Source organism: Noviherbaspirillum sp. FW303-A3, from assembly GCF_058788695.1.
The window spans coordinates 341,138-363,248 of sequence record NZ_JBYTAZ010000001.1 but is presented as its reverse complement, the minus strand read 5'-3'; the positions used below and the strand labels follow the sequence as shown (position 1 = coordinate 363,248).

The 22,111-nt window shown below is 60.5% G+C and carries 21 protein-coding genes; 17 read left to right on the top strand and 4 right to left on the bottom strand.

Annotated features, from left to right (window positions below; genetic code table 11):
• Nucleotides 1-22 precede the first annotated feature (22 nt).
• Genes bufB through AC3WOY_RS01680 form a run of 3 tightly spaced genes read left to right on the top strand, consistent with a single transcriptional unit; the run spans nt 23 to nt 2,114 of the window.
• Nucleotides 23-862 carry an MNIO family bufferin maturase gene (gene bufB, locus AC3WOY_RS01690; RefSeq protein WP_492420645.1) on the top strand — a complete coding sequence of 280 codons (840 nt, stop codon included), beginning with the start codon at nt 23-25 and terminating at the stop codon, nt 860-862.
• Entirely contained in the window at nt 859-1,644 is a 786-nt protein-coding gene (locus AC3WOY_RS01685) for an HvfC/BufC family peptide modification chaperone (RefSeq protein ID WP_492420644.1), read from the top strand. Before bufB ends, AC3WOY_RS01685 begins: the two co-directional genes overlap by 4 nt.
• Nucleotides 1,641-2,114, top strand: coding sequence for a DoxX family protein (locus AC3WOY_RS01680; RefSeq protein WP_492420643.1), 474 nt, complete (start codon nt 1,641-1,643; stop codon nt 2,112-2,114). The genes AC3WOY_RS01685 and AC3WOY_RS01680 overlap by 4 nt, the downstream gene beginning before the upstream one ends.
• A 40-nt stretch (nt 2,115-2,154) precedes the next feature.
• Here the strand turns inward: AC3WOY_RS01680 and AC3WOY_RS01675 are convergent, their stop codons facing one another.
• Nucleotides 2,155-3,483, bottom strand: a complete 1,329-nt coding sequence (locus AC3WOY_RS01675; protein WP_492420642.1) for an NAD(P)/FAD-dependent oxidoreductase — start codon at nt 3,481-3,483, stop codon at nt 2,155-2,157.
• A gap of 171 nt (nt 3,484-3,654) precedes the next feature.
• Between AC3WOY_RS01675 and AC3WOY_RS01670 the strand changes: the two genes are divergently transcribed.
• From AC3WOY_RS01670 to AC3WOY_RS01635, 8 genes are all read left to right on the top strand, one after another.
• Nucleotides 3,655-4,080 carry a universal stress protein gene (locus AC3WOY_RS01670; RefSeq protein ID WP_492420641.1) on the top strand — a complete coding sequence of 142 codons (426 nt, stop codon included), beginning with the start codon at nt 3,655-3,657 and terminating at the stop codon, nt 4,078-4,080.
• A 7-nt stretch (nt 4,081-4,087) separates the two neighbouring features.
• The gene (locus AC3WOY_RS01665) at nt 4,088-4,771 is read left to right on the top strand and encodes a Crp/Fnr family transcriptional regulator (RefSeq protein WP_492420640.1); all 684 of its coding nucleotides are present in this window, start codon (nt 4,088-4,090) and stop codon (nt 4,769-4,771) included.
• Between the two features lie 569 nt (nt 4,772-5,340).
• Nucleotides 5,341-6,549 (top strand): ATP-grasp domain-containing protein, encoded by a 1,209-nt coding sequence (locus tag AC3WOY_RS01660; protein ID WP_492420639.1) that lies wholly within the window; start codon nt 5,341-5,343, stop codon nt 6,547-6,549.
• On the top strand, nt 6,546-8,387 hold the full coding sequence (locus AC3WOY_RS01655) for an IucA/IucC family protein (protein WP_492420638.1): 1,842 nt from the start codon (nt 6,546-6,548) through the stop codon (nt 8,385-8,387). Before AC3WOY_RS01660 ends, AC3WOY_RS01655 begins: the two co-directional genes overlap by 4 nt.
• Entirely contained in the window at nt 8,384-9,562 is a 1,179-nt protein-coding gene (locus AC3WOY_RS01650; protein ID WP_492420637.1) for an MFS transporter, read from the top strand. The genes AC3WOY_RS01655 and AC3WOY_RS01650 overlap by 4 nt, the downstream gene beginning before the upstream one ends.
• Before the next feature lie 9 nt (nt 9,563-9,571).
• Nucleotides 9,572-11,413, top strand: a complete 1,842-nt coding sequence (locus AC3WOY_RS01645) for an IucA/IucC family protein (protein WP_492420636.1) — start codon at nt 9,572-9,574, stop codon at nt 11,411-11,413.
• Complete coding sequence (locus tag AC3WOY_RS01640) at nt 11,404-12,642, top strand: type III PLP-dependent enzyme (RefSeq protein WP_492420635.1); 1,239 nt, start codon at nt 11,404-11,406, stop codon at nt 12,640-12,642. The genes AC3WOY_RS01645 and AC3WOY_RS01640 overlap by 10 nt, the downstream gene beginning before the upstream one ends.
• Entirely contained in the window at nt 12,620-13,432 is an 813-nt protein-coding gene (locus tag AC3WOY_RS01635; RefSeq protein WP_492420634.1) for an HpcH/HpaI aldolase family protein, read from the top strand. Before AC3WOY_RS01640 ends, AC3WOY_RS01635 begins: the two co-directional genes overlap by 23 nt.
• A 68-nt stretch (nt 13,433-13,500) precedes the next feature.
• Here AC3WOY_RS01635 and AC3WOY_RS01630 read toward each other — a convergent pair whose 3' ends face one another.
• Genes AC3WOY_RS01630 through AC3WOY_RS01620 form a run of 3 tightly spaced genes read right to left on the bottom strand, consistent with a single transcriptional unit; the run spans nt 13,501 to nt 15,490 of the window.
• Nucleotides 13,501-14,808 carry a hypothetical protein gene (locus tag AC3WOY_RS01630; RefSeq protein WP_492420633.1) on the bottom strand — a complete coding sequence of 436 codons (1,308 nt, stop codon included), beginning with the start codon at nt 14,806-14,808 and terminating at the stop codon, nt 13,501-13,503.
• A 2-nt stretch (nt 14,809-14,810) separates the two neighbouring features.
• On the bottom strand, nt 14,811-15,047 hold the full coding sequence (locus tag AC3WOY_RS01625) for a DUF2249 domain-containing protein (protein WP_492420632.1): 237 nt from the start codon (nt 15,045-15,047) through the stop codon (nt 14,811-14,813).
• On the bottom strand, nt 15,044-15,490 hold the full coding sequence (locus AC3WOY_RS01620; RefSeq protein ID WP_492420631.1) for a hemerythrin domain-containing protein: 447 nt from the start codon (nt 15,488-15,490) through the stop codon (nt 15,044-15,046). Before AC3WOY_RS01620 ends, AC3WOY_RS01625 begins: the two co-directional genes overlap by 4 nt.
• A 310-nt stretch (nt 15,491-15,800) precedes the next feature.
• Here AC3WOY_RS01620 and AC3WOY_RS01615 point away from each other — a divergent pair, with 310 nt between their 5' ends.
• The 6 genes from AC3WOY_RS01615 to nosZ all read left to right on the top strand — a co-directional run bounded on the left by AC3WOY_RS01615 (nt 15,801) and on the right by nosZ (nt 21,983).
• Nucleotides 15,801-16,934, top strand: coding sequence for an NAD(P)H-dependent flavin oxidoreductase (locus AC3WOY_RS01615; protein WP_492420630.1), 1,134 nt, complete (start codon nt 15,801-15,803; stop codon nt 16,932-16,934).
• Nucleotides 16,935-16,992: 58 nt separating this feature from the next.
• Nucleotides 16,993-17,988 carry a ubiquinone anaerobic biosynthesis protein UbiU gene (ubiU, locus tag AC3WOY_RS01610; RefSeq protein WP_492429137.1) on the top strand — a complete coding sequence of 332 codons (996 nt, stop codon included), beginning with the start codon at nt 16,993-16,995 and terminating at the stop codon, nt 17,986-17,988.
• Between the two features lie 12 nt (nt 17,989-18,000).
• A complete protein-coding gene (ubiV, locus tag AC3WOY_RS01605) occupies nt 18,001-18,891 on the top strand; it encodes a ubiquinone anaerobic biosynthesis protein UbiV (RefSeq protein WP_492420629.1) in 891 nt (296 codons plus the stop codon).
• 24 nt (nt 18,892-18,915) lie between these two features.
• Nucleotides 18,916-19,395 carry a ubiquinone anaerobic biosynthesis accessory factor UbiT gene (gene ubiT / locus AC3WOY_RS01600; RefSeq protein ID WP_492420628.1) on the top strand — a complete coding sequence of 160 codons (480 nt, stop codon included), beginning with the start codon at nt 18,916-18,918 and terminating at the stop codon, nt 19,393-19,395.
• Between the two features lie 6 nt (nt 19,396-19,401).
• Nucleotides 19,402-19,803 (top strand): putative zinc-binding protein, encoded by a 402-nt coding sequence (locus tag AC3WOY_RS01595; RefSeq protein WP_492420627.1) that lies wholly within the window; start codon nt 19,402-19,404, stop codon nt 19,801-19,803.
• A 245-nt stretch (nt 19,804-20,048) separates the two neighbouring features.
• Nucleotides 20,049-21,983 (top strand): TAT-dependent nitrous-oxide reductase, encoded by a 1,935-nt coding sequence (gene nosZ / locus AC3WOY_RS01590; protein WP_492420626.1) that lies wholly within the window; start codon nt 20,049-20,051, stop codon nt 21,981-21,983.
• The last annotated feature ends 128 nt before the right edge of the window (nt 21,984-22,111 follow it).

The window sequence follows — 22,111 nt, the reverse complement described above, 5'->3', positions numbered from 1 at the left end:
TACGTGCACGGGAGCCGCGCCAATGAAGCCCACGCTGACCGCAGGAATCGGTCTCAAGCCTGTGCATTTCGACGCCGCATTGGACTGCGCGGCGGAGGGCATGTGGTATGAGGTGCACCCCGAAAACTATTTCGTGGACGGGGGAGCGCGCCTCGCATGGCTGGAGGCGATCCGGGAAAAACATCCGGTGTCGCTTCACGGTGTGGCGCTCTCGCTGGCTGCGGACTGCCCGCCCGATCCGGTCCATTTGCAGCGGATGGCAGCGCTGGCGCAGCGGATCGCGCCGGCGCTGGTGTCCGAGCATCTCGCATGGTCGGCCTGGCGCGGCGCTTACCACCCGGATCTGTTGCCTTTCCCGCGGACCGGCGAAGCATTGCGTCGCATCACCGACAACATTGGTCGGACTCAGGACGCGCTCGGGCGTCTGATCGCGATTGAAAATCCCTCGCATTATGTGCATCTGGATGGCCATGCGTGGGACGAGATCGATTTCCTGCGCGAGATCGTGCGACGGACGGGATGCGGCCTGCTGCTGGACATCAACAACGTGTACGTTGGCGCACGTAATCTCGGCTATTCCGCCGCCGGCTACATCGACCGCTTTCCCGCAGAGGCGGTGATGGAAATCCATCTTGCCGGACACAGCGCGGATTCCCGTCTGGCCAATTCCCTGCTCATCGATTCGCATGACGCGCCGGTTGCAGCGGAAGTATGGGCGCTTTACGAACGGTTTGTCGCCCGCGCCGGGCTGCGACCCACGCTTATCGAGCGCGACGACCGCCTGCCGTCTTTTGACGAGTTGCTGGCCGAACGCAATCACGCCGACGGGATATTGCGAGGATCGATAAAGGAGGCGGCATGAACGGCATATCGTCGCTTGCGGCTTTCCAGGATGGCTTTGCACGCATCCTGACCACGGGAGTTGCCGATCCGCGATTTGCCGCGCTTGTTAGCCAACCTGGATTTTCCGTCTACCGTAATACGGTCATCAAAGCTTGCGTCGATGCCTTGCTTGCGAATTTTCCTGCAGTGGTGCAGCTGGTCGGCGAGCCATGGTTCCGCGAGGCCGCATCGGTCTATGTGCGCGAGCAGCCGCCGCTTGATGCGCGCCTGCTGTTTTACGGCGAGCACTTTCCTGATTTTCTCGCGCATTTTCCGCCCGCCTTTGACTTGCCCTATCTTCCCGGCGTCGCCCGCCTTGACCGATTCTGGATCGAGTGCCATGCCGCGCTTGACGATGACGCGCAGGATCCTGCCAGTCTGCTCGCGCTGGCACCGGATGCGCTTGGCTCGACTGTGGTCCGCCCGCGGGCTTCGACCCGCTGGAAATGGTTTGACAACCTGCCTGTCTACGCCATCTGGAGCGCCAACCGCAGCGATGGAGGCCGCCGTGAAGAACTTGGCTGGAAGGGGGAGGGAGCCTTGCTTTTCCGGCGTGACGCGGAGGTGCGGTGGATGGAAGTCGGCCCGGCGCACTGCGCTTTTCTCGATGCATGCGCGGCAGGGCGGCCGCTGGTCGATGCTGCTGCGGCGGCACTTGAAGCGGATGCGCATACCGATATCGCACGATTGATCGCGACCCTGCTCGATGCCGGCGCGCTGTCCGGGCATGCAAACACGCAACGATGGAAGGAAACGCCATGACCGTCTCTACAACGAATCCCATGCCGGTGCCAGGCAGCGTCGCGGGCAGATGGAATCGCCTTGCGGATCGACTTGATGCGCTGATCGGTCATTCCACGCTCGCGCTGGTCGACCGGTTTGCCGTCGCCGCGATCTTCTTCCTGTCCGGCCGTACCAAAGTGGACGGCCTGCTGTCGGTGAACGACAGCGCGCTGGCGCTTTTCCGGGAAGAGTACAAGGTGCCCCTCATCCCGCCCGACATCGCCGCACATGCCGCGACGTATGCGGAGCACCTGTTCCCGATCCTGCTCGTGCTCGGATTGTTCACCCGCTTGTCCGCGTTTGCGCTCCTGGGCATGGTCACCGTCATCCAGGTGTTCGTCTATCCGGAGGCGTGGCCGACACACTTGTCCTGGGCCGGGTTGCTGCTGTATCTGTTCGCCCGTGGCGCGGGAAAGGTTTCGCTCGATCGGTGGATCGGGATCAGATAGAAGACGTGTGGCGCGCCACGGCGGCGATAATCGCGAACCCTCAGTGCAGCTTGATGCGGGGATTGCGCGCCCAGTCGATGGTTTCAGCCCAGGTCGCGAGCCAGGTCTGGAACCATCCGTTGACGGTAATCTGGTGATGCTTGTGCAGCCACCAGTACATCCACTTCGCGATGTGGCCTTCGATGAAGACTGAACCGCGTGCGATCGCACCCATCAGGCTTCCCACCGCGCTGTAGTCGCCCAGCGATACCAGCGAGCCGCGGTCGTGGTAAGTGAACTCGAGCAGCGGCTTGTCTTCCAGCATGCGGCGCAATGACTTTGCAAGCAGCGTCGCCTGCTGGTGCGCGGCCTGTGCGCGCGGTGGGACGGGCGGCTGTCCATCTCCCTGCGGGCACGCGGCGCAATCCCCCATCGCGAAGATCGACGGATCGCGCGTCGTCTGCAGCGTGCGATGCACGAGCAACTGGTTGATGCGATTGCTCTCCAGCCCGTCGATGTCTTTCAGGAAATCCGGCACCTTGATGCCGGCACACCACACCACGATCCCGCTCGGGATGAATTTTCCGCTTCCCATCTGTACGCCATCCTTGCGCACTTCGACCACGCGTTCGTTCGTGTGAACGTCGATGTCGAGCAGACGCAATTCGTGCGCGACGGCTGCGGAGAGACGTTCGGGAAGGGCATTGAGGATGCGCGAACCGGCATCCACAATCACGATCTTCAGGTCTTTTTCCGGGTCGAAGTTGGCGAGGCCATAGCTGGACAGGACCTTCGTTGTCAGGTGCAGCTCGGCGGAGAGCTCGACACCCGTGGCGCCGCCACCGATGATGGTCACGGTGAAGCGTCCTTCGCCCGGTCCCTTGGACTTGGCCTGGGCGCGCAGGCAGGAATTGATCAGGCGCTGGTGAAAGCGTTCGGCGGATTCGGGAGAATCCAGCATGATCGTGTGTTCATGCACGCCGGGCGTGCCGAAATCGTTGGTCTGGCTGCCGATGGCAAGGACCAGGGTGTCATACTTGATGGATTGGCGCGGAAGGATTTCCTCGCCCTCTTCGTCGTAGGTCGGCGCCAGGCAGAGCTCCTTGTCGGCGCGATGCAGGCCGTCCATGCGGCCGAGGCGAAAACTGAAATGGTTGGCGCGCGCGAGGGCAAGGTATTCGAGTTCGTCCGCATGGCTGTCCATGGTGCCGGCGGCGACCTGGTGCAGCAGGGGCTTCCACAAATGGGTGCGGGCGGCATCGACCAGGATGATGCGTGCCTTGCCTTTCCGTCCGAGGCTGCGGCCAAGGCGCACGGCGAGTTCCAGTCCGCCGGCACCGCCGCCGACGATAACGATGTGATGGAGGGAAGTTTCTGGCTGCGGGCTCAAGCGGGACTCCTTTCCGGAAAGGCGGGATGAGTGGATTTTATTGTGATTTTGATATTTCCCCGGGTGCTCCCGATCATCCTCCTCTGGTATGACGGTCAAAGGCATCGTATGATCGCCCGCGAAGACTGATTCAGCTCAGAAAATGATTCGTTGCCCGTTTCAAGGACAAAAATGAAAATCCTCATCGCCGTTGACGGTTCCCGCTACAGCATCAAGGCGGTCAAGCACGTCATCAAGCATTTCAACTGGTTCAACGAACCGCCCGAACTGCATTTGCTGCATGTCAAGCTGCCCCTGCCGCCCGGGCGGGCGCGCTCCTTCCTCGGCAACGACGTGGTGAACAACTATTACAAGGAAGAATCCGAGGCCGCCCTGGCACCCTCCGAGAAATTGCTGCGCAAGAATGCCATTCCGTTCCACGCCGGCTACAAGGTGGGAGACATCGCGCAGGAAATCCAGTCCTACGTCAAGAAGAACAAGGTCGACATGATCGTCATGGGTTCGCACGGACATGGCGCACTGAGTAACCTGGTGATGGGATCGGTGGCGACCAAGGTGCTGGCGTCGACCGCAGTTCCCGTCCTGATCGTGCGTTGAGGCGGACATGGCAAGTACCAAGGTCAAGGTCGAGGAATTCCTGAACAAGCTGCCGCTGTTCAATGAGATTCCCCCGGAAGAGTTGAAGCAGATTGCCGAGTCGGTCACCGAGAGTCATGTCGCGCGCGGCGAGGTCATCTTCCGCCGCGGCGATCCCTGCGTGGGGTTCCACATTGTCATCTACGGGCAGGTAAAACTCGCGTTCACGTCTCCGGACGGCAACGAAAAGGTGGTGGAGATCATCGGGCCGGGCCACAGCTTCGGCGAGGCACTGATGTTCATGGAGAAGCCCTACATCGTGGCGGCACAGGCACTGGCCGATGCGCTGTTGCTGCACGTGCCGAAGCAGGCGGTGTTCGACGAGCTCGAGCGCGATCCCAAATTTGCCCGCAAGATGCTGGCGGGGCTGAGCCGCCGCCTGCATGGGCTGATTTCGGACGTCGAGGCGTACTCGCTCAGTTCAGGTGCGCAGCGCGTGATCGGTTACCTCCTGAAGTCGGAGCCGCAGCAGGACGGTGACCAGATCACGCTGGCCGTGAGCAAGACGGTGCTGGCGTCGCGCCTGAACCTCACGCCGGAACATTTCTCGCGCATCCTCCACGATTTGGTAGCGAAGCAACTCATCAACGTGGACGGCCGCACAATCACTATCCTCAATATCGAAAAGCTGCGTTCTTACGAGGGACGTTAGACTGCACAGGGCGGATGTGTCGGACGGAACAACTGAAAATTCAGTTTTCATCGTTCAAACACATCAGCGCGATCGACGGTTTCAAGCCTCGCACGGGAGAGTAGTCGTTTGTGCAATAAATTTGTTGCGAATGATTCTCATTTAAATTAATATTTAATTCATCTGCTAGCGCATGACTTTTCGCGCGAACCAGATCGCGGTCACTTTTGACCGCCTCCCGCATTAGCCAGCCACCAGATCCCATTCTCCGGGAACGGCAGCCCGCTTTTTTTTACGCGGCTTTCAATTCAGGAGAATTCGATGCACATCAATGCCCTCCGGGTGGAATGTCTTGCCGCCCAATTGGCGGTCACATCTTACGTAATGTTCTATTCAAGCCGTGGTGCGTGCGAATGCGCCGTACCGGCTTGGGCTTGCCATCGCAGTATCCCGATCGGCGAATAGCGACTCCCTGGACACGGATGCGCCGTGTCCTCCATTCCGCAACCAATTTCGATGAAGACCACAGTCCAGGCTTTGCCGGGGCAGGCCTTCCATTTGACATTGCAAATCGATCTTTAAGGAAAATCATGAAAGAACTGATCATTCTGGCCCACGTGCCCACCGATTCCGTCAATGAGGGTTTTATTCCGGCAGCGCAACGCCTGGGCTTGTCGGTCGTGCTGCTGACTGACCATGCCGAAGCCCATCGGGAACATTTCAGCCAAACCGGATTGGCTGCTTATCCGAACGAGATCATCGCCTGCGACGTGTTCAACCCGCTGGCTGTCATAGGCGTGCTTACCTGCCGCTTGCAAACGCCGGCGGCGATTTTCTCCAACAGCGATCACCTGCAGGCCAGCACCGCCATCGTTGCCGATTATTTCGATCTCCCCCGCAAGGACTGGCATGTCGCCTACCGTGCAAAAAACAAGGCGGAAATGCGCAGCAAGCTGCAAACCCAGGGACTGGACGTGCTGTGGCATGCCGTTGTCTGCGACAAGACAGTGCTGGCGCAGGTGGCGGATGAGGTGCCGTTTCCGTGCATCGTCAAGCCGCGTGAGGGCGTCGCCAGCCAGCAGGTGACGCTGAGTTATGACCGTGCCGGGCTGGAGGCGCAATGCGCGGCCGTCTGGTCCGTGCAGCCGGGGGTGCCGCTGCTGCTCGAGGAATATATTGAAGGTCCTCTCTATACGCTGGAAACGCTTGGCGACGGCAAGCAGCTTTGCGTACTCGGCGGGTTCCAGGTAAAGATTTCGCCACCGCCGTATTTCGTCGAACTGGAAGCGAAATGGGGAACCGGCTTGACCTCTGGGCAGGAATCGCAGGTGGCAGACATGATCCGCCGCTTTGGCGTTGGCTTCGGCGCATGCCACACCGAATATGTGATGACCGAAAACGGGCCGCGCCTGATTGAAATCAACTACCGCAACATCGGCGATTACCGTGAGTTTCTGCTGCAGGATACGCTCGGCATTCCCTTGTTTGAAACCGTGCTGCAGCTGTATCTGGGCGAGCCATTGCCGCAACTCGAGCTGGCCCGGAACGCCGCGTTGATCCGCTACTTCACCGTGCAGTCCGCGGGGCGCCTGTCTGACGTGCCGGAGGCGTTCGTCAACCGCGTGGACGGGGTGCACCTTTCCTACAGGCCGTTGCGCTCAGCCGGCGAATTCGTCAGCTTGACGAATTCGAACAAGGATTACCTGGGTGTATTGCGCGGCACCGGATCCAATGCCTTGCATCTCGGTGCGGAAATGGACCGGGTCAGCGCCACTCTGGCATGGGGGATTGCCGCATGAATGCGATTACGATGGGGACTGCTTTCGATCCGGCGATCGAACCGGCTCGCTCGGAACATGCGCAGTATATCGCCCTGCGCGTGCTGGATACGCTGTTGCGGGAAGACGTGCGTGCATGCGTGAGTGGTGCTGAACTCGTATCACCCGCAGTCTTGCCGTCTGATCTCGGCAAGTATGAAACCGCAGCTTGTGCCTGGCTGAAGGTATCGCACTTCGGGACCGGCTTGCTGTGGATTCCGGTGCGAGAGGCGTCGTTCATGCAAGACTGGCGCAGCGCCGGCCTGCCGCTGCTATGGCAGGAAGACGGGAAGGTGGGGGCGCTGCATGCGGTGGAGGATATCATCGCATGCTTTGCCATCGGCCTTCCTGAGGACGCGGCGTCCTTGTTCAACGCTTTCGCCGAGGAATGCCGGATTGCGGTGGCGCACCGGGAAGCAAGCGAAGCCGAACGTGAACGATGGTTTGCGGAGCTGCGATTGGCTGGCGCTTGCGCCGAACTGCCGGAATGGCAAGCCAGCCTCTTGCATTACGACAGGCTCGGCGCATTTCTTGACCACCCGCTGTATCCGACTGCGCGCGCCAAACTCGGCTTCGACGAGGAGGCGCTTGCCGCATACGGTCCTGAATTCCAGCGCAGCTTTCAACTGCGCTGGGTGGCAGTACCGCGTGCACTCCACCATTCCAGTATCGCCGGCGAACAGGGCTGGCCTTCGCTATGGCCGAGTTTCGAGGACGTTGGCCTGCCTTCCTCGATGGCGCAAGCGCATGCGCTGGTCCCGGTGCACCCCTTTGTCTGGGACCGCCAGCTTGACGTCTTCCTGCGCGAGAGCGGGCTGGCAGGACAGGTGACCCCGGCTCCGCTGCCATACCTCACGGTGGCGCCGACCTTATCGGTACGCACCGTGGTGTTGCTGGATGCGCCTGGGTGGCACCTGAAATTGCCGCTGACGATACGCACACTTGGCGCAAAAAATATCCGGACCATCAAGCCAAGCACGATTTGGGACGGCCATAGTATCCAGACGACATTGGGTGCGATTGCGGCACGCGAGCCAGCGATAGCAGGACGTTTGCTGCTGACCGATGAAGAACGCGGCGCGCATGTCGACAACCGCATGTTCATGGGCTATATCCTGCGGCGTTATCCCGAAGAATCGCTGCGCGACAGCACCTTGATTCCAGTCGCGTCGTTAATGGCATCCACGCCGTCCGGAAAGCTGGTGGCGGAAGAGGTGGCGGCGCAATGCTATGACAATGATGTCGCCGCGTTCTTCAACGATTACCTGGAGCTGACGTTGCGGCTGCATTTGCTGCTCTGGCTGCGTTACGGCATCGCGCTGGAATCCAATCAGCAGAACTCGGTCATTGTAGTCAGCCGCAGCAAACCGAGGCTGCGACTGCTGCTCAAGGACAATGACGCGGCGCGCATCCATCTCGAACACCTTCAGCGGCGCTGGCCCGACTTGGCGTCGCATCTTGCGGGATTGCAGGATTTGCGCATTGCTGTGACGGAGCAATTGCCGCTGGCGCAGATGTTTACCACGATCACACTGCAGTTGAATATTGCGGTCCTGGTCGAACATCTTGCACCCATCCTCGGCCAGTCAGCCGCAGCTCTGTATGCCAACGTCCGGCAGCGGATCGAAGCCGTGCTGGCGGAACTGGCTGCCGAAGGCGAAGATATTGCGCTGGCACGTCGCGTGCTGCTCGAAGACGACCGGCTGTATATCAAATATCTTCTGATCGCCGCTACTCTGGCGGAAAAGAGCGAAACCGGCGCCGCCGACGTCAACAAGTTCTATGGACGCAGCGCCCCCAACTTCCTGAGGGCGGCATGAAAAATGATCCATGCCGTCTTGTCGTCGGCACCATCATGGCCGGCCACTTCATCGCGGCGTTTGCCGCGTTGGGCATGCCGCCGTTCTTCGCGCTGATTCTGGAAAAGTCCTTGCATAGCGACGCCGTGTATCTCGCAGGATGGCTCTATGTGGTGCCGACTTTCTGCACTGCGATCAGCAGTCCATGGTGGGGAAGGCTGGCGGACAAATTCGGCAAAAAACCGCTGTTGCTGCGGGCGCAACTGGGGCTGGCGGGAAGCTTCCTGCTGGCCGGCTTCGCACCCAATACCTGGGTGTTTTTCATCGCGCTGCTGCTGCAGGGACTGCTCGGTGGCACCTTCTCCGCATCCAATGCCTATCTGGCAACCGTGGTCAGTAGTGCTGCATTGACTCGCAGCCTGACATTGATGCAATGGTCGGCTCGAGCCGCGCTAGTGATTGCGCCGGTCGGTTTAGGCGTGTTGATGACGACGGTCGAATCGCCGCTCGTCTTGTACCGCTATCTGGCACTGCTTCCCTTGTTCGCCGCCGTGCTCATCTGGCGGCTGCCGGCGCGGCAGACGCAGGATGCAGGTAAAGCTCCGCCACCGGCATCAGGCAAGGCCATCGAGGCGACGCCGCGGCAGATTTACGCGTTGCAGTTTGTGTTCGTTTTTGCCACGGTGATGACGTTTCCATACTTTGTGCCGTTCATCCAGTCGGAGGCCGCTTCGGTATCGCCGGCGCTTGCCGGCTGGCTGTTCGGATTGCCGCATCTGATGTATCTGCTCTGCGCGGTGCCGCTTGGCCGCTATCTGGGACAGGGGAACCTGGTCCTTACTCTGGCACTGGCATACCTGGTGCTCGCCGCCTCCATGCTGGGCCAGGCACTGGCACCGGCGTTGTCGTCGATAGCGGTCTGGCGCGTCCTGATGGGGCTGGCGATGACCATCGGCTTCATCGGCCTGCATGCCTTGATTTCCGCCATCGTCCATGACGTCAATGCCGGGGCGACGTTTGGCTGGTTCGAAAGCAGTTCCAAGTGGGGCGCGGTTGGTGCCGGCCTGATTGCCGGCGTCTCGGTGCAGACCCTCGATGCGCGCGCCCCGTTTTTCCTCAGCGCACTAGTCATGCTTATCGCCGGGTGCTACCTCGCCGGTTTGACGCTGTATCGCCTGCGCTTCAGTAATCCTTAAGGAGAAATCATGCAAGCAAATAATCTGGCATACGCCATCGATCCCGCACTGATGGCGCGGCAGGAAGCCGGCCGTCGTTCCATGGAAACGCTGCTGAACTGCTATTGCCGCGAAGTGGCACAGCCACAGGGGCAATTGGATGTCGGTCCGCTGTTTGGCCAGAACGACTGGCCGCAGTCAGTCCACATGGCGCTGCGTCACAATGGCGGCCGTACCATGCATATCCGTTTGCCGTTGACCGGCGCACGGCTGCTGACAGTTGTCGAAGGAATCTCCGCTACCAGCAATTACCGCTACCTGTCGCCGTTCTATTGCAAAGCACCGGCCAAGCCATGGGACCTGGTCGACTGGGAAGGATTGACCGGATTGCTGCTTCGCGAATTGTCCTTGCAAACCGACACGCCACCGAACGGCGAATTGATGGAACAGATTCGCGACAGCGTGACGGTCACCACGGCGGTGCTGCAATCGGCACGTCCAGGACCATTTGCAGCAGAGCCCCTGCGGGCATTCATCGAGTCCGAGCAATCGCTGGTCTTCGGTCATCCCTTTCACCCGGCGCCGAAAAGCCGGCAGGGCGTTTCCCATGACGATATGCTGCGCTATTCACCGGAAATGGGCGCAAAGTTTCCCCTGCATTATTTCGCGGTGCGCCGCGAATACCTGCTGCAGCAATCGGTACTCTCCGCATCCTGCGACCAGATCATCGCGCAGCAGGCGCCCGCTGGCCTCGCTGCCGGCGATGAATATGCGCTGATCCCCACCCATCCGTGGCAGGCACGTTACCTGCTGGAGCACGAGAGCATCGCCCAGGCGATTCGCGCTGATCGTATCCGTGATCTCGGACCGCAAGGGGATGCGTATTATCCGACCTCATCGATCCGTACGCTGTTTCACCCGGAAAATCCGTACTTCTATAAAGGTTCGCTGAACATCCGGATCACCAACTGCGTACGCAAAAATGCTGTGTACGAACTGGAAGGCGCGTTGCAAGTTACGCGTGTCATGCGCGAACTGATGCCGGCGTTGCAGCAGCAGTTCCCAGGCGTCCGCGTGCTGGAAGAGCCTGCTTTCATCTCGGTGGACCTGAAGCAGAACGACGCGCAACTCGACAAAGAAGTGACCGAAGGTTTCGGCATGATCCTGCGGCGCAGCTTCAACGAGGTACTGCAGCCGGGCGTCACACCTTTGCTGGCCGGTGCCTTGTTCGGCAACCATGTCCATGGCGAGCAGCGCATGCGTGAATTGCGGATGCGCATGGAGCAGCGTTGGTCCTTGTCGTCGGAAGAAGCTATCGAACAATGGTTTTCACGCTATGTCGCGGAAGTCATGTATCCGGTGCTGCATTGTTACTTCGTGCATGGCGTTATTTTCGAGCCGCATCTGCAGAATGTGGTGATCGGTGTGGCCGAGGGCGGACCACAGCAGGTATTCCTGCGCGACTTCGAAGGCGTCAAGCTCGTCAAGGAGCGTTATAGCGAACAGCAGTTGCAGGATGTGAGTCCGCGCGCGCGCGAATCGCTCTGGTATAGCAACGAACTGGGATGGAAGCGCATTGCCTATTGCCTGTTCGTGAACAATTTCTGCGAAGCGATCAGCCAGATCGGCGCGGGCAATCCGCGTCTGCGGCAGCACATGTGGTCGATAGTGCGGCATCATCTGCATACGTATCAAAACCAATACGGCGATGCGCACTCTGCCCATCGCATCAAAGCATTGCTGGATGGCGAACCGTTTCCCGGAAAGACGAACCTGCTGAACCGCTTTTTCAAGCGCGCGGATCGTGCCACGACCTACCTGCCGGTGACCAACCCGATGGGTTCGCTTGCGGAGGGTAAGACGTGGAATTGAGACTGGCCGAAATATTCGAAAGCATCCGTGCCGCGCAATCCACGTCCAGCGCCCCTTTGTGCGCATATGTCTACGATCTTGAAGGCTTGCGCCGCCATGCCGCTCGCGTGGCCCGCTCCCTGCCGGCGGGATGTGAATTGTTCTATGCCGTCAAAGCAAATTCCGAGGTGCCGATTTTGCAGACGCTGGCACCACTGGTATGCGGCTTCGAAGTCTCATCCGGCGGCGAATTGTCATGGGTACGTGAGCATTTTTCCGATGCGCCGGTGATATTCAGCGGTCCTGGAAAAATCGATAGCGAACTCGACGCTGCGGTCGACCAGCGTGTCGATTGCCTGCATGTGGAAAGCCTGAACGAATTGCAGCGCCTGGCCGCAATCCTCAAGCGCAAAGGCAAGACGCAGGGCGTTCTGCTGCGGATCAACCTGGCACTCGACAATCTTGGTGAAACCAGCTTGATGATGGGAGGGAAACCGACGCCGTTCGGCATTTCTGCGCAGCAGTTGCCGGAATGCCTGGAATGGTTGCATGAGTATCCCGAGATCCGGCTGCGCGGATTCCATTTCCATTTGCTGTCGCATCAGCTCGACGCGCAAGCGCATCTGCAATTGCTGGAAACCTATCTGAACCAGGTACGGCAATGGTGCGTGCAATACCAGCTGACCATCGATCAGATCAATGTTGGCGGTGGCATCGGCATCAATTACCGGCGGACGGACCGGCAATTCGACTGGGCGGCTTTCAGTAGTGCCTTGCCGGCATTGATGGATCGGAACGGTTTGCCCGGAGTCCGGGTGCGCTTTGAACTGGGCCGCTATCTCACCGCAGCCTGCGGTTACTATGTGATGCAGATCATCGACATCAAGCGCAGTTACGGCAAAACCTTTCTGGTCGGCCGGGGCGGCTCGCACCATTTCCGTACGCCTTATGCGCAGGGGCACAGCCATCCCTTCCATGTGCTGCCGGTCGATGCCTGGCCCTATGCATTTTCCCGTCCAGCGGCGTCGAATGCAATGGTCAGCGTCGTGGGGCAGCTTTGCACACCGAAAGACCTGCTCGCCTTTGATGTGCGAGTCGAGATGGTGCGCTGCAATGACTTGGTTGTATTTCCGTACGCAGGCGCGTATGCATGGCACATTTCGCACCACGACTTCCTGCGGCACCCGCACCCGCTGCAATGGTATTTGCCGGTAGAAGAGGGCTCACATGCTGCACACGAACAAGCTTAAGCGCGCGCTCGCCGACGGCAAAACGGTGTTTGGATTGCTCAATTCGATTCCGTCGCCGCTGGTGGTCGAAATGATCGGCTACGCCGGTTACGATTTCGTGATCCTGGACATGGAACATGCCTGCGTTAATCTTGAGACGCTGGAAAACATGGTTCGGGCCGCCGAGTGCGCCGGCATAACTGCGCTGGTCCGGGTGCCTGATGCCGCGCCGGAAATCATCCTGCGCGCACTGGACTGCGGCGCGCTGGGGATCGTCGTGCCCCATGTGCGCAGACGGGCTGATGCCGAACAGGCGGTCGCCGCCAGCCGTTACCATCCTCTGGGGTGTCGCGGCATCAGTGGCGGGCGCACCACCGGTTTCGGCACAATCGACCTGCCGACGTACTTTGAACGGGCCAATGCCGAGGTCATGGTGGTGGCGATGATCGAGGACCGGGAGGGGGTTGATAACCTGGAATCGATCTTGTCCGTTCCCGGTATCGACCTGGTACTGGAAGGTGCGATCGACTTGTCTCAGTCCTATGGCGTACCGGGACAGCCGCTGCATCCAGAGGTGCAGGGGGCAATCGCCAGGATCGCGGATGCATGCGATCGGCACAAGGTCAAATTTTGCGCGATTCCACGGGCTGAGGATCAATTGAGCAGCTGGAAAGCGCGCGGCGTGCACGCCTTTTTGCTGGGGGATGATCGTGGCATTAGTTTCCGGGCACTCAAGGCCCATGCAAGCGGGATGCGAAACGCTAGCAATTCATATGATGCAATTGTGGTAGACACCTCGAAAGTATCCTGAATGCAGGTCAGCCAGGGCAGGACGCAAGTCGCGCAAGTTCGGATCCGGTTGCATTGCGCGTACCGGGTTCAGCAGACGTGGTTCGAATTCGCGGCGGTTCCAGCGTACGCGCCCATGTCGTGATACGTCCGCACTGATTTCAGCAGATTGAGCCAGAGCCAAATAGACGATGCGATGAAGGCCAGTGCTGCGGCATGCGACAGCCATGCGGGGAAAAGCGTGGCGGCGACAAGCAGCACGAGAGCCAGAAGATGCAATTCGAACTGGCGCTCCGCATCCCTGTCGGGAAGGATCTGTTTCACGTTCGGTGTTTTCCTGCTGCCGCCCGCCAGCTTGTTCTGCAAGTGGTACCAGACGAGGAAGGGCACGATCTTGTACAGCATGCCGTTGATGACGGAGTAGCCGAAGCCAACGATCAGCAGCGTGCCTGTGGCGAGCGGATAGGCGGGATGCTGCGACACTTCGGGAATGGCTGCCGCCGCGGCCCACAGGAGGGCTGCGCACAGGACGCTCGCCAGCGCGGTTCTCCAGAAAAACGTGGTGGCATCCGGTTTCGGACGCTTGCGCTGGCGCAGCAGATGAAGAGTGGTTGCGCTGAACACGCTCCATGCGAGGACCAGCAGGGCGGTGATCCACGGTTCCAGGCGATCGCTGTGCAGGGATGCCGCCGTCCGCAGCACGAGAAGGATAAAGACTGTCCATGCGAGGCAGCGCGTCATCCACTGCGGATAAACCGGCGTCACCTGGAACATCGGCACGACCTGGTAAGCGACCCCGGCGACCAGCAGGCCGACCCACCCAAGCAATCCCCAGGAAGCGTGCAGGTCGGTAATCAGCAGCAGCGGCAACCGGATCGGCCAGGCAAAGCCGGCTGCCGCTGCGGCGCCGAACGCGACAGCAGCAGCGAGGGCGCTCAGTGCCAGGCGGATGGCGACCAGCATCGGCGCCGCGTGCGGTGCTGTCCATACACGCCGCAGAAGACTCATCAGCAGCCAGGCGAACGCGGAGCCGAGCAGGAGCAGGGCAATCCTGAATGCCGCGGGCGACCCCGCGAGGAAGGCCGCTGAAAGCGCCGCCGTTCCTGTGGCGAGCAGGCCGTGGACCCAGGCGGCGGTGTGACGTGTGTACGGAATTTCAATTCCTGCCACCACCGGCAGGATCTGCAGCAGTGCACCAATCATGCACATGCCGAGAAAGCCGAGAGTAAGCAGGTGGGTGAAGGCGAGGGTTTCCGGCGTCCAGCGGGATACGAACATGTCCGTCCCGCTCCAGAGCAGCAGCACACCCGCGAGGATCGCGAACGCGGGCGCCGTGAGGAAGAACCGCAGCGGCACCGCGAGCGACGGCGTCTGCTCGAAGGAAAGGACGCGCTGCATTCCTATGCGCCCTTTGGCCAGATCAGGACTTCGTACAGGAAATCCTCGCGGCACGTCGTCTCGTGCAGGTATCCATTGCGGTCGAGGATGGAATAGAGCGGATAAGGTTCGCGCGGGATCAGCACCCGCAGGCGCTGGCCCGGGAGCAGTCTGCCGAGCGCGTCGAGCACGCGCTCCATCGGTTCCGGCGGTTCAAGCCCGCAGACGTCGATCTCGAGGTCGGGTTGCTCTGCGCTCACGATGCGACTCCAATCCCGCGCATCGTGCTGATGATCTTTTCCTGCTGTCCATCCAGCACACGATCGGTCATCGGGTAGAGGATGCCTTCTTCCTTCATGTTGTGCTGTTGCATGAGCGTGTTGAGTGTCTCCGAGTAGCCGAGGAATCCGTCTGCATCCCGCTTGCCGAGGCATTCGTTCAGCATGGACAGGATCTCGCGCATCTGCCCGTGTTCCATGCGCATGACCGCGGTCGGGCCTTCGCGGCTGCCGACGGCTTCTTCGAATTCAGGAAAGAGGACTTGTTCTTCCATGGCGAAATGTTGTTCCAGGGCTTCGCAAAACGCGCTCATTGCCAATTCGGCATTAGTCCACAAGGTTGCTGCTACCGCCGTTTCCGCCTGGGCGAAAAAGTCGTCGCAACGCTTGTGATCAGTGCCGAGGTGGCGGGAAATTGTTTCCATTTCGGTCTTTCTGTGCGGGAGGATGTGTGTAGCGGATTGTGACTCCGGCGTCAAATGGCAATCCTTGATTCAGGTTAAGGAATGCAAGGTGAGCTCGCGACTAAAGTGATCAAAATTGCCATAAATGCCGGACAATCTTTTTGCAATGCCGCCTAGTCCGGATTACTTGACTGAGATCAAACTAATTGGATTTCGCATTTGCTACATTCCGTCGTTGCTTACTGGAACTGGAAGGACCTCTGTGCTGAAGACTGCTTTTGATACTTTTAACGTCAGGGGTCGGCCCCTGCTTCCTATTGTCCAGGGAGGCATGGGCGTCGGTGTTTCCGCACACAGGCTCGCCGGGAACGTTGCCCGCCTCGGCGGTATCGGCACCATTTCCAGCGTGGATTTGCGCCGTCATCATCCTGACCTGATGGCGCAGACCGGCAAGTCGCGCAACAAGGAACTCATCGACCGCGTCAACCTGATCGCGCTCGACCGCGAAATCAAGGCAGCAAAGGTCATCGCAGACGGCAACGGCATGGTCGCCGTGAACATCATGCGTGCGGTCGCGGAATACGCGTCCTACGTGAAGCAGGCCTGCGAGAGCGGCATCGATGCCGTCGTCGTCGGCGCGGGCCTTCCGCTCGACCTTCCCGAACTCACTGTCGACTATCCCGACATCGCCCTGATCCCGATCCTGTCGGACGTGCGCGGCATTTCGCTCATCATGAAAAAGTGGATGCGCAAGAACCGTCTGCCGGATGCGATCGTCATCGAAAACCCGAAGTTCGCAGCAGGTCACCTCGGCGCGGCAAAGCCGGAAGATGTGGATGCGCCGCATTTCGCCTTCCCCGCCGTGCTGGAAGGCACGCTGGAACTGTTCAAGGAACTCGGCATCGAGCGCGAGCGCATTCCGCTGATTGCAGCGGGCGGCGTCAATTCGCACGAGCAGGTGCGCGAACTGTTCAAGATGGGCGCCAGCGCGATCCAGCTCGGCACCGCCTTTGCCGTCACTGAAGAAGGCGACGCGCACATCAACTTCAAGAAGATCCTGGCCGAAGCCAAGCCGGAAGACATCGTCACCTTCATGAGCGTGGCCGGCCTGCCGGCGCGCGGCGTGCGCACGCCGTGGCTGATGAACTACCTCGACAAGGAAGCCAAGCTGCAGAGCAAGGCCGGCCCGAAGCAGTGCACCGTCGGCTTCGACTGCCTCGCGCAGTGCGGCCTGCGCGACGGCATCGCCAAGGCGGGGCAGTTCTGCATCGACACGCAACTGGCGTTTGCGCTGGCCGGCGACGTCAAGCGCGGCCTGTTCTTCCGCGGTTCCGAGAAGCTGCCGTTCGGCAGCGAGATCCGCTCGGTACGCGAGCTGGTTGAATTCCTCCTGGCGGGCAAGCGCCCCGAACCCAAACCCGAAACCACGCCCATCATGGTGTACAAGGACCCGACGCCTGCCTGAGCGGCGAATCATTTGACCTGTTTCCAGGAAAGAACTCGTGCAGCAACCTACAACCCAGATGGAACTCGTGGCGCCGGCGGGAAGCCTGCCGGCCCTGAAGGCAGCCGTCGATAACGGCGCCGATTGTGTCTACCTCGGATTCCGCGACGCGACCAATGCGCGCAATTTCGCGGGCCTGAATTTCGACGACAACGCGATCGCGGAAGGCATCCGCTACGCGCACAGCAAGGGCAGCAAGGTGCTGCTCGCCCTGAACACCTATCCGCAGGCGGAAAACTGGGCGCCGTGGCGCACCGCCGTTGATCGTGCGGCGCAGGCGGGCATCGATGCCATCATCCTGGCAGACCCGGCGCTGATGCAATACGCGGCGACCAAGTATCCGGACCTGCGCCTGCACCTGTCCGTACAGGGTTCCGCGACCAACTACGAAGCAATCAACTTCTACCACAAGCGTTTCAACATCCAGCGCGCCGTGCTGCCGCGCGTGCTGTCGATGGAGCAGGTGGAGCATGTGACCGCCAACACGCCGGTTGAAATCGAAGTGTTCGGTTTCGGCAGCCTGTGCGTGATGGTGGAAGGCCGCTGCGCGCTGTCCTCCTACGTGACCGGCGAAGCGCCGAATACGCACGGCGTCTGCTCGCCCGCCAAGGCGGTGCGCTGGCAACAGACGCCGAAGGGACTCGAGTCGCGCCTGAACGGCGTGCTGATCGACCGCTACGGTGAAGGCGAGAACGCCGGCTACCCGACGCTGTGCAAGGGCCGTTTCGACGTCAACAACGAAAGCTATTACGCGATCGAGGAGCCGACCAGCCTGAACACGCTGGAGCTGCTGCCGCAACTGCTCGCCCTCGGCGTGAAGGCCATCAAGATCGAAGGCCGCCAGCGCAGCCCGGCATACGTTGCGCAAGTGACCAAGGTCTGGCGCGAAGCCATCGACAATGCGCTCGACAGCACGCAGCGTTACTCGGTCAAGCCGCTCTGGATGTCGGAGCTCAACAAGGTGGCGGAAGGCCAGCAGCACACGCTGGGCGCCTATCACCGTCCCTGGAAGTAACGGAGAAATACTTTGAAGCTCTCTCTCGGGCCCATCCTCTATTTCTGGCCGAAGAATACCGTTTTCGATTTTTACGAAACCATGGCAAAAGCCCCGGTCGACATCGTCTACCTGGGTGAAGCGGTCTGCTCGCGCCGCCGCGAACTGCGCCTGTCCGACTGGATCGATATCGCCGACATGCTGGCATCCGCCGGCAAGGAAGTCGTGCTGTCCACGCAGGCGCTGCTGGAATCCAAGACCGACATGGGTACGCTGCACCGGATCACCGAAAACGGCCGATTCACGGTCGAAGCCAATGACATGGGCGCGGTGAACTGTGTCGCAGGCAAGGCGCCTTTCGTCGCCGGTCCGCACCTGAACATCTTCAATGCGCCGACCTTGCAATTCATGGCGGAGACGGGTGCGAAGCGCTGGGTCATGCCGCTCGAAATGAGCCGCACCGGCCTGTCGCACATCCAGAAGGATCGTCCTGCCGACATCGAGACCGAGGTCTTCGCTTATGGCCGCATGCCGCTCGCATTCTCGGCGCGCTGCTTCACGGCCCGCCATCGCAACCTGGCCAAGGATGACTGCCAGTTCGCCTGCATGGAATATCCGGACGGCCTGCCGCTGAAGACACGCGAAAGCCAGCATTTCCTGACGCTCAACGGCATCCAGACGCAATCGGCGCTGGTGTACAACCTCGTCAACGAACTCGGCGCGATGGAAACCCTCGGTGTCGACGTCGCGCGCATCAGTCCGCAGGCGCAGCATACCGATCGCATTGCGAGCCTGTTCCGCGACGTGCTGGACAAGAAGCTGACCGGTGCCGATGCATTGAAGCAGATGGAGGCGCTGATGCCGGAGCAGCCGTGCAACGGCTACTGGCATGGCAAGCCCGGCCTCGACCGCATGGTGGCATAAGGCCGTTTAGATTAAAGGTAAAACATGACCCCGAATCGCTTTCTGTTGCCTGAACCCGTAGGCAAGCTCCTGTCCCTGCTGCCGGCCTATCCCGGATCGCTGCTGTTTGCGACCGGCCTGAACCTCGCGCTCAAGAGCAACCTGCCGGCCGACGTGCAGCAGTCGCTGTCGGGCAAGAAGCTGCGCATCAAGGTGACCGACGCATGCCTTTCCTTCGACTTCGTGTGGAATGGCAGCCGCTTTGCCGCCGGCAGCAGCCAGGGCGAGCCGGACCTTACCATCGGCGCCAGCGCGCATGATTTCCTGCTGCTGGCACGCCGCCAGGAAGACCCCGACACCTTGTTCTTCAGCCGCCGTCTCTCGATGGAAGGCGACACCGAGCTCGGCCTGCTGGTGAAGAACACGCTCGACGCCATCGAACTGCCCGTGTTCGAACTCGGCAAGCTGGCACCCTCCCGGGTTTTCGGCCGCATCAGACCGGGCGGCGGCAACGGCAATTCCTGATTGCCAATGGCCTCCCGCAATCCCGGTCTGCCGCTGGTGTACTCCTGTTCGGGATGCTCCAGCGCAGCGCAGACGGCGAACCAGGTTGCGTTGAAACTCGACCGGCTCGGGGTTGCCGAGATGTCCTGCATTGCCGGGGTCGGCGGCGACGTGCCGCATCTGCTCAAGATCGCCAGGTCGGGGCGGCCGATTGTCGGCATCGACGGCTGCGTGCTCGCCTGCGTCAAGAGTGCGCTGGCGCGTCACGATATCGCTCCGCGCTGGTATCTCCAGTTGCATGAGCATGGCGTCAAGAAACGTTACCACTCTGACTTCGACCCGGAACAGGTCGAGGCCATCACCGCGCAAATAGCGCAGACCGTGCAGTCTGACCTGTCGTCCGCTGCAGGCATCCCGTCTCCCGGCTAATTCCTTCCCTCCATTCCCGCCCGCTGTCCTTCGCGGTTCTCCAACCGCGCAGGCGCTTCGTCGTGCATCACGGAAAATTCCCTGAACTTCCCATCGAAAGCTTGCCGAAGCGTATCCCGGAATCTTGATACATATCATGTATTTTTAATGAATCAAATCGCAGAATGCCCCGCAGTAGTGCACTGGGACGGAAATCGACGTTTCCACATTTGATTCTTGGTAGTAAACATGTCGGAGAAAATCTAATGGGCAAGGACAAGAAGGACCTCAATACACAAGACGCGCCGGTGATGGAAAACCGCAGGCGTTTCCTCGGCCGCAGCGCGCTGCTGGGGCTGGCCGGTGCTGGCGTTTCCATGGGCCTTGCAGGCTGCAAGGACGACGCCAAGCCTGCAGCGGCGGCTACCGCTGCCGCACCGGGGCATGCATCCAGCGGCCACGAAGTGCAACCGGGCCAGCTGGACGAGTACTATCACTTCTCCAGCGGCGGCCACTCCGGCGAGGTGCGCGTGATCGGCGTTCCTTCAGGCCGCGAACTGCGCCGTATCCCGGTGTTCAACATCGACCCGATGGTCGGCTGGGGCATCACCAATGAATCGAAAGCCATCATCGGCACCAATCCCGATGGCAGCCTGAAGTACACGACCGGCGATACCCACCACGTGCACGGCAGCTACAAGGACGGCACGTATGATGGCCGCTGGCTGTTCGTCAACGACAAGATCCACTCGCGCGTCGCCCGTATCCGCATGGATACGATGGAAGTCGACAAGATCACCGAACTGCCCAATGTGATGGGCTTCCACGGCATCTTCCCGGACAAGCGCGATCCGGTGGATGAAAAGATCAACTACACCACCCGCGTATTCTGCGGCGCCGAGTTCCATTGCCCGCTGCCCAACGATGGCCGCGACCTGGACGATCCGAGCAAGTGGGGTGCGCTGTTCTCCTGCGTCGATGCGGAGACCATGGAAGTCCGCTGGCAAGTGCGCGTCGACGGCAACATGGACCTGACCGCGACCTCCTACGACGGCAAGCTGGTGGCATCCAACCAGTACAACGTTGAAAACTCGGCAGAGCTGGGCGGCATGATGTCGTCCGAACACGATGCTTGCGTGTTCCTCAACGTCGAGCGCATCGAGAAGCTGGTCAAGGAAGGCAAGTTCACCACCATCGGCAAGTCGAAGGTGCCGGTCGTTGACGGCCGCAAGGCAGCCAACAGCGATCCGAAGACCTCCGTCACCTGCTACGTCCCTGTCGGCAAGAACCCGCACGGCGTCAACGCCAGCCCGGACGGCAAGTACTTCGTCTGCGCAGGCAAGTTGTCCCCGACGGGCACCGTGATCGAATTGGCACTGGTGCACAAGTGGTTCGCCGGCGAACTGGCCAAGGAACGCGATGCTGTCGTCGCCGAAGTGGAACTCGGCCTCGGCCCCTTGCATACCGGTTTCGACGGCAAGGGCAATGCTTACACCTCGCTGTTCCTCGACAGCCAGGTCGTCAAGTGGAACGTGGAAAAGGCGATTGCATTCACCAAGGGCGACAAGTCCGCGAAATACGTTGTCGACCGCATCGACGTGCATTACCAGCCCGGCCACGGCTTCGCCTCCATGGGCGAAACCAAGGAAGCGGATGGCAAGTACTTCAACTCCGGCAACAAGTTCTCGAAGGACCGCTTCCTGCCGGTAGGCCCGCTGCATCCCGAAACGGAACAGCTGCTCGACATCAGCGGCGAAAAAATGAAGCTGATCGCCGACCATACCGCGTATCCGGAACCGCACGACGGCATCATCGTCAAGCGCGACGTGGTCAAGACCCGCAAGATCTACAACCTGGACGATTTTGCGAACAAGGTCACGCCGGAGAACATGGGCATCGAGCGCAAGGGCAACAAGGTGCACGTGCGCATGATGTCCCAGGCACCGTCGTTCAGCCTGCCGATCATCAAGGTCAAGAAGGGTGACGAAGTCACGCTCACGCTGACGAACCACGACAAGATCGAGGATCTGGCCCACGGCTGCGCGATCCCGAACTACAACATTAACTTCATCGTCAACCCGCAGGAAACCAAATCGGTAACCTTCAAGGCTGACAAGCCGGGCGCGTACTGGCTGTATTGCACGCACTTCTGCCACGCGCTGCACCTGGAAATGCGCAGCCGGTTCCTGGTGGAAGCTTAATGTAGTTCCCCTCTCCCGCAGGCGGTAGAGGGGCAGGGGTGAGGGAGTTCGCATGACCTCCAGAGGCCTTGGCAATCCCCCTCATCCCCAACCCTTCTCCCGCCTGCGGGAGAAGGGAGCTGGGCCTA

Coding starts and splice junctions, on each gene's coding strand:
- bufB (WP_492420645.1), top strand. CDS start 23: ATGAAGCCCACGCTGACCGCAGGAATCGGTCTCAAGCCTGTGCATTTC.
- AC3WOY_RS01685 (WP_492420644.1), top strand. CDS start 859: ATGAACGGCATATCGTCGCTTGCGGCTTTCCAGGATGGCTTTGCACGC.
- AC3WOY_RS01680 (WP_492420643.1), top strand. CDS start 1,641: ATGACCGTCTCTACAACGAATCCCATGCCGGTGCCAGGCAGCGTCGCG.
- AC3WOY_RS01670 (WP_492420641.1), top strand. CDS start 3,655: ATGAAAATCCTCATCGCCGTTGACGGTTCCCGCTACAGCATCAAGGCG.
- AC3WOY_RS01665 (WP_492420640.1), top strand. CDS start 4,088: ATGGCAAGTACCAAGGTCAAGGTCGAGGAATTCCTGAACAAGCTGCCG.
- AC3WOY_RS01660 (WP_492420639.1), top strand. CDS start 5,341: ATGAAAGAACTGATCATTCTGGCCCACGTGCCCACCGATTCCGTCAAT.
- AC3WOY_RS01655 (WP_492420638.1), top strand. CDS start 6,546: ATGAATGCGATTACGATGGGGACTGCTTTCGATCCGGCGATCGAACCG.
- AC3WOY_RS01650 (WP_492420637.1), top strand. CDS start 8,384: ATGAAAAATGATCCATGCCGTCTTGTCGTCGGCACCATCATGGCCGGC.
- AC3WOY_RS01645 (WP_492420636.1), top strand. CDS start 9,572: ATGCAAGCAAATAATCTGGCATACGCCATCGATCCCGCACTGATGGCG.
- AC3WOY_RS01635 (WP_492420634.1), top strand. CDS start 12,620: ATGCTGCACACGAACAAGCTTAAGCGCGCGCTCGCCGACGGCAAAACG.
- AC3WOY_RS01630 (WP_492420633.1), bottom strand. CDS start 14,808: ATGCAGCGCGTCCTTTCCTTCGAGCAGACGCCGTCGCTCGCGGTGCCG.
- AC3WOY_RS01620 (WP_492420631.1), bottom strand. CDS start 15,490: ATGGAAACAATTTCCCGCCACCTCGGCACTGATCACAAGCGTTGCGAC.
- AC3WOY_RS01615 (WP_492420630.1), top strand. CDS start 15,801: ATGGGCGTCGGTGTTTCCGCACACAGGCTCGCCGGGAACGTTGCCCGC.
- ubiU (WP_492429137.1), top strand. CDS start 16,993: ATGGAACTCGTGGCGCCGGCGGGAAGCCTGCCGGCCCTGAAGGCAGCC.
- ubiT (WP_492420628.1), top strand. CDS start 18,916: ATGACCCCGAATCGCTTTCTGTTGCCTGAACCCGTAGGCAAGCTCCTG.
- AC3WOY_RS01595 (WP_492420627.1), top strand. CDS start 19,402: ATGGCCTCCCGCAATCCCGGTCTGCCGCTGGTGTACTCCTGTTCGGGA.
- nosZ (WP_492420626.1), top strand. CDS start 20,049: ATGGGCAAGGACAAGAAGGACCTCAATACACAAGACGCGCCGGTGATG.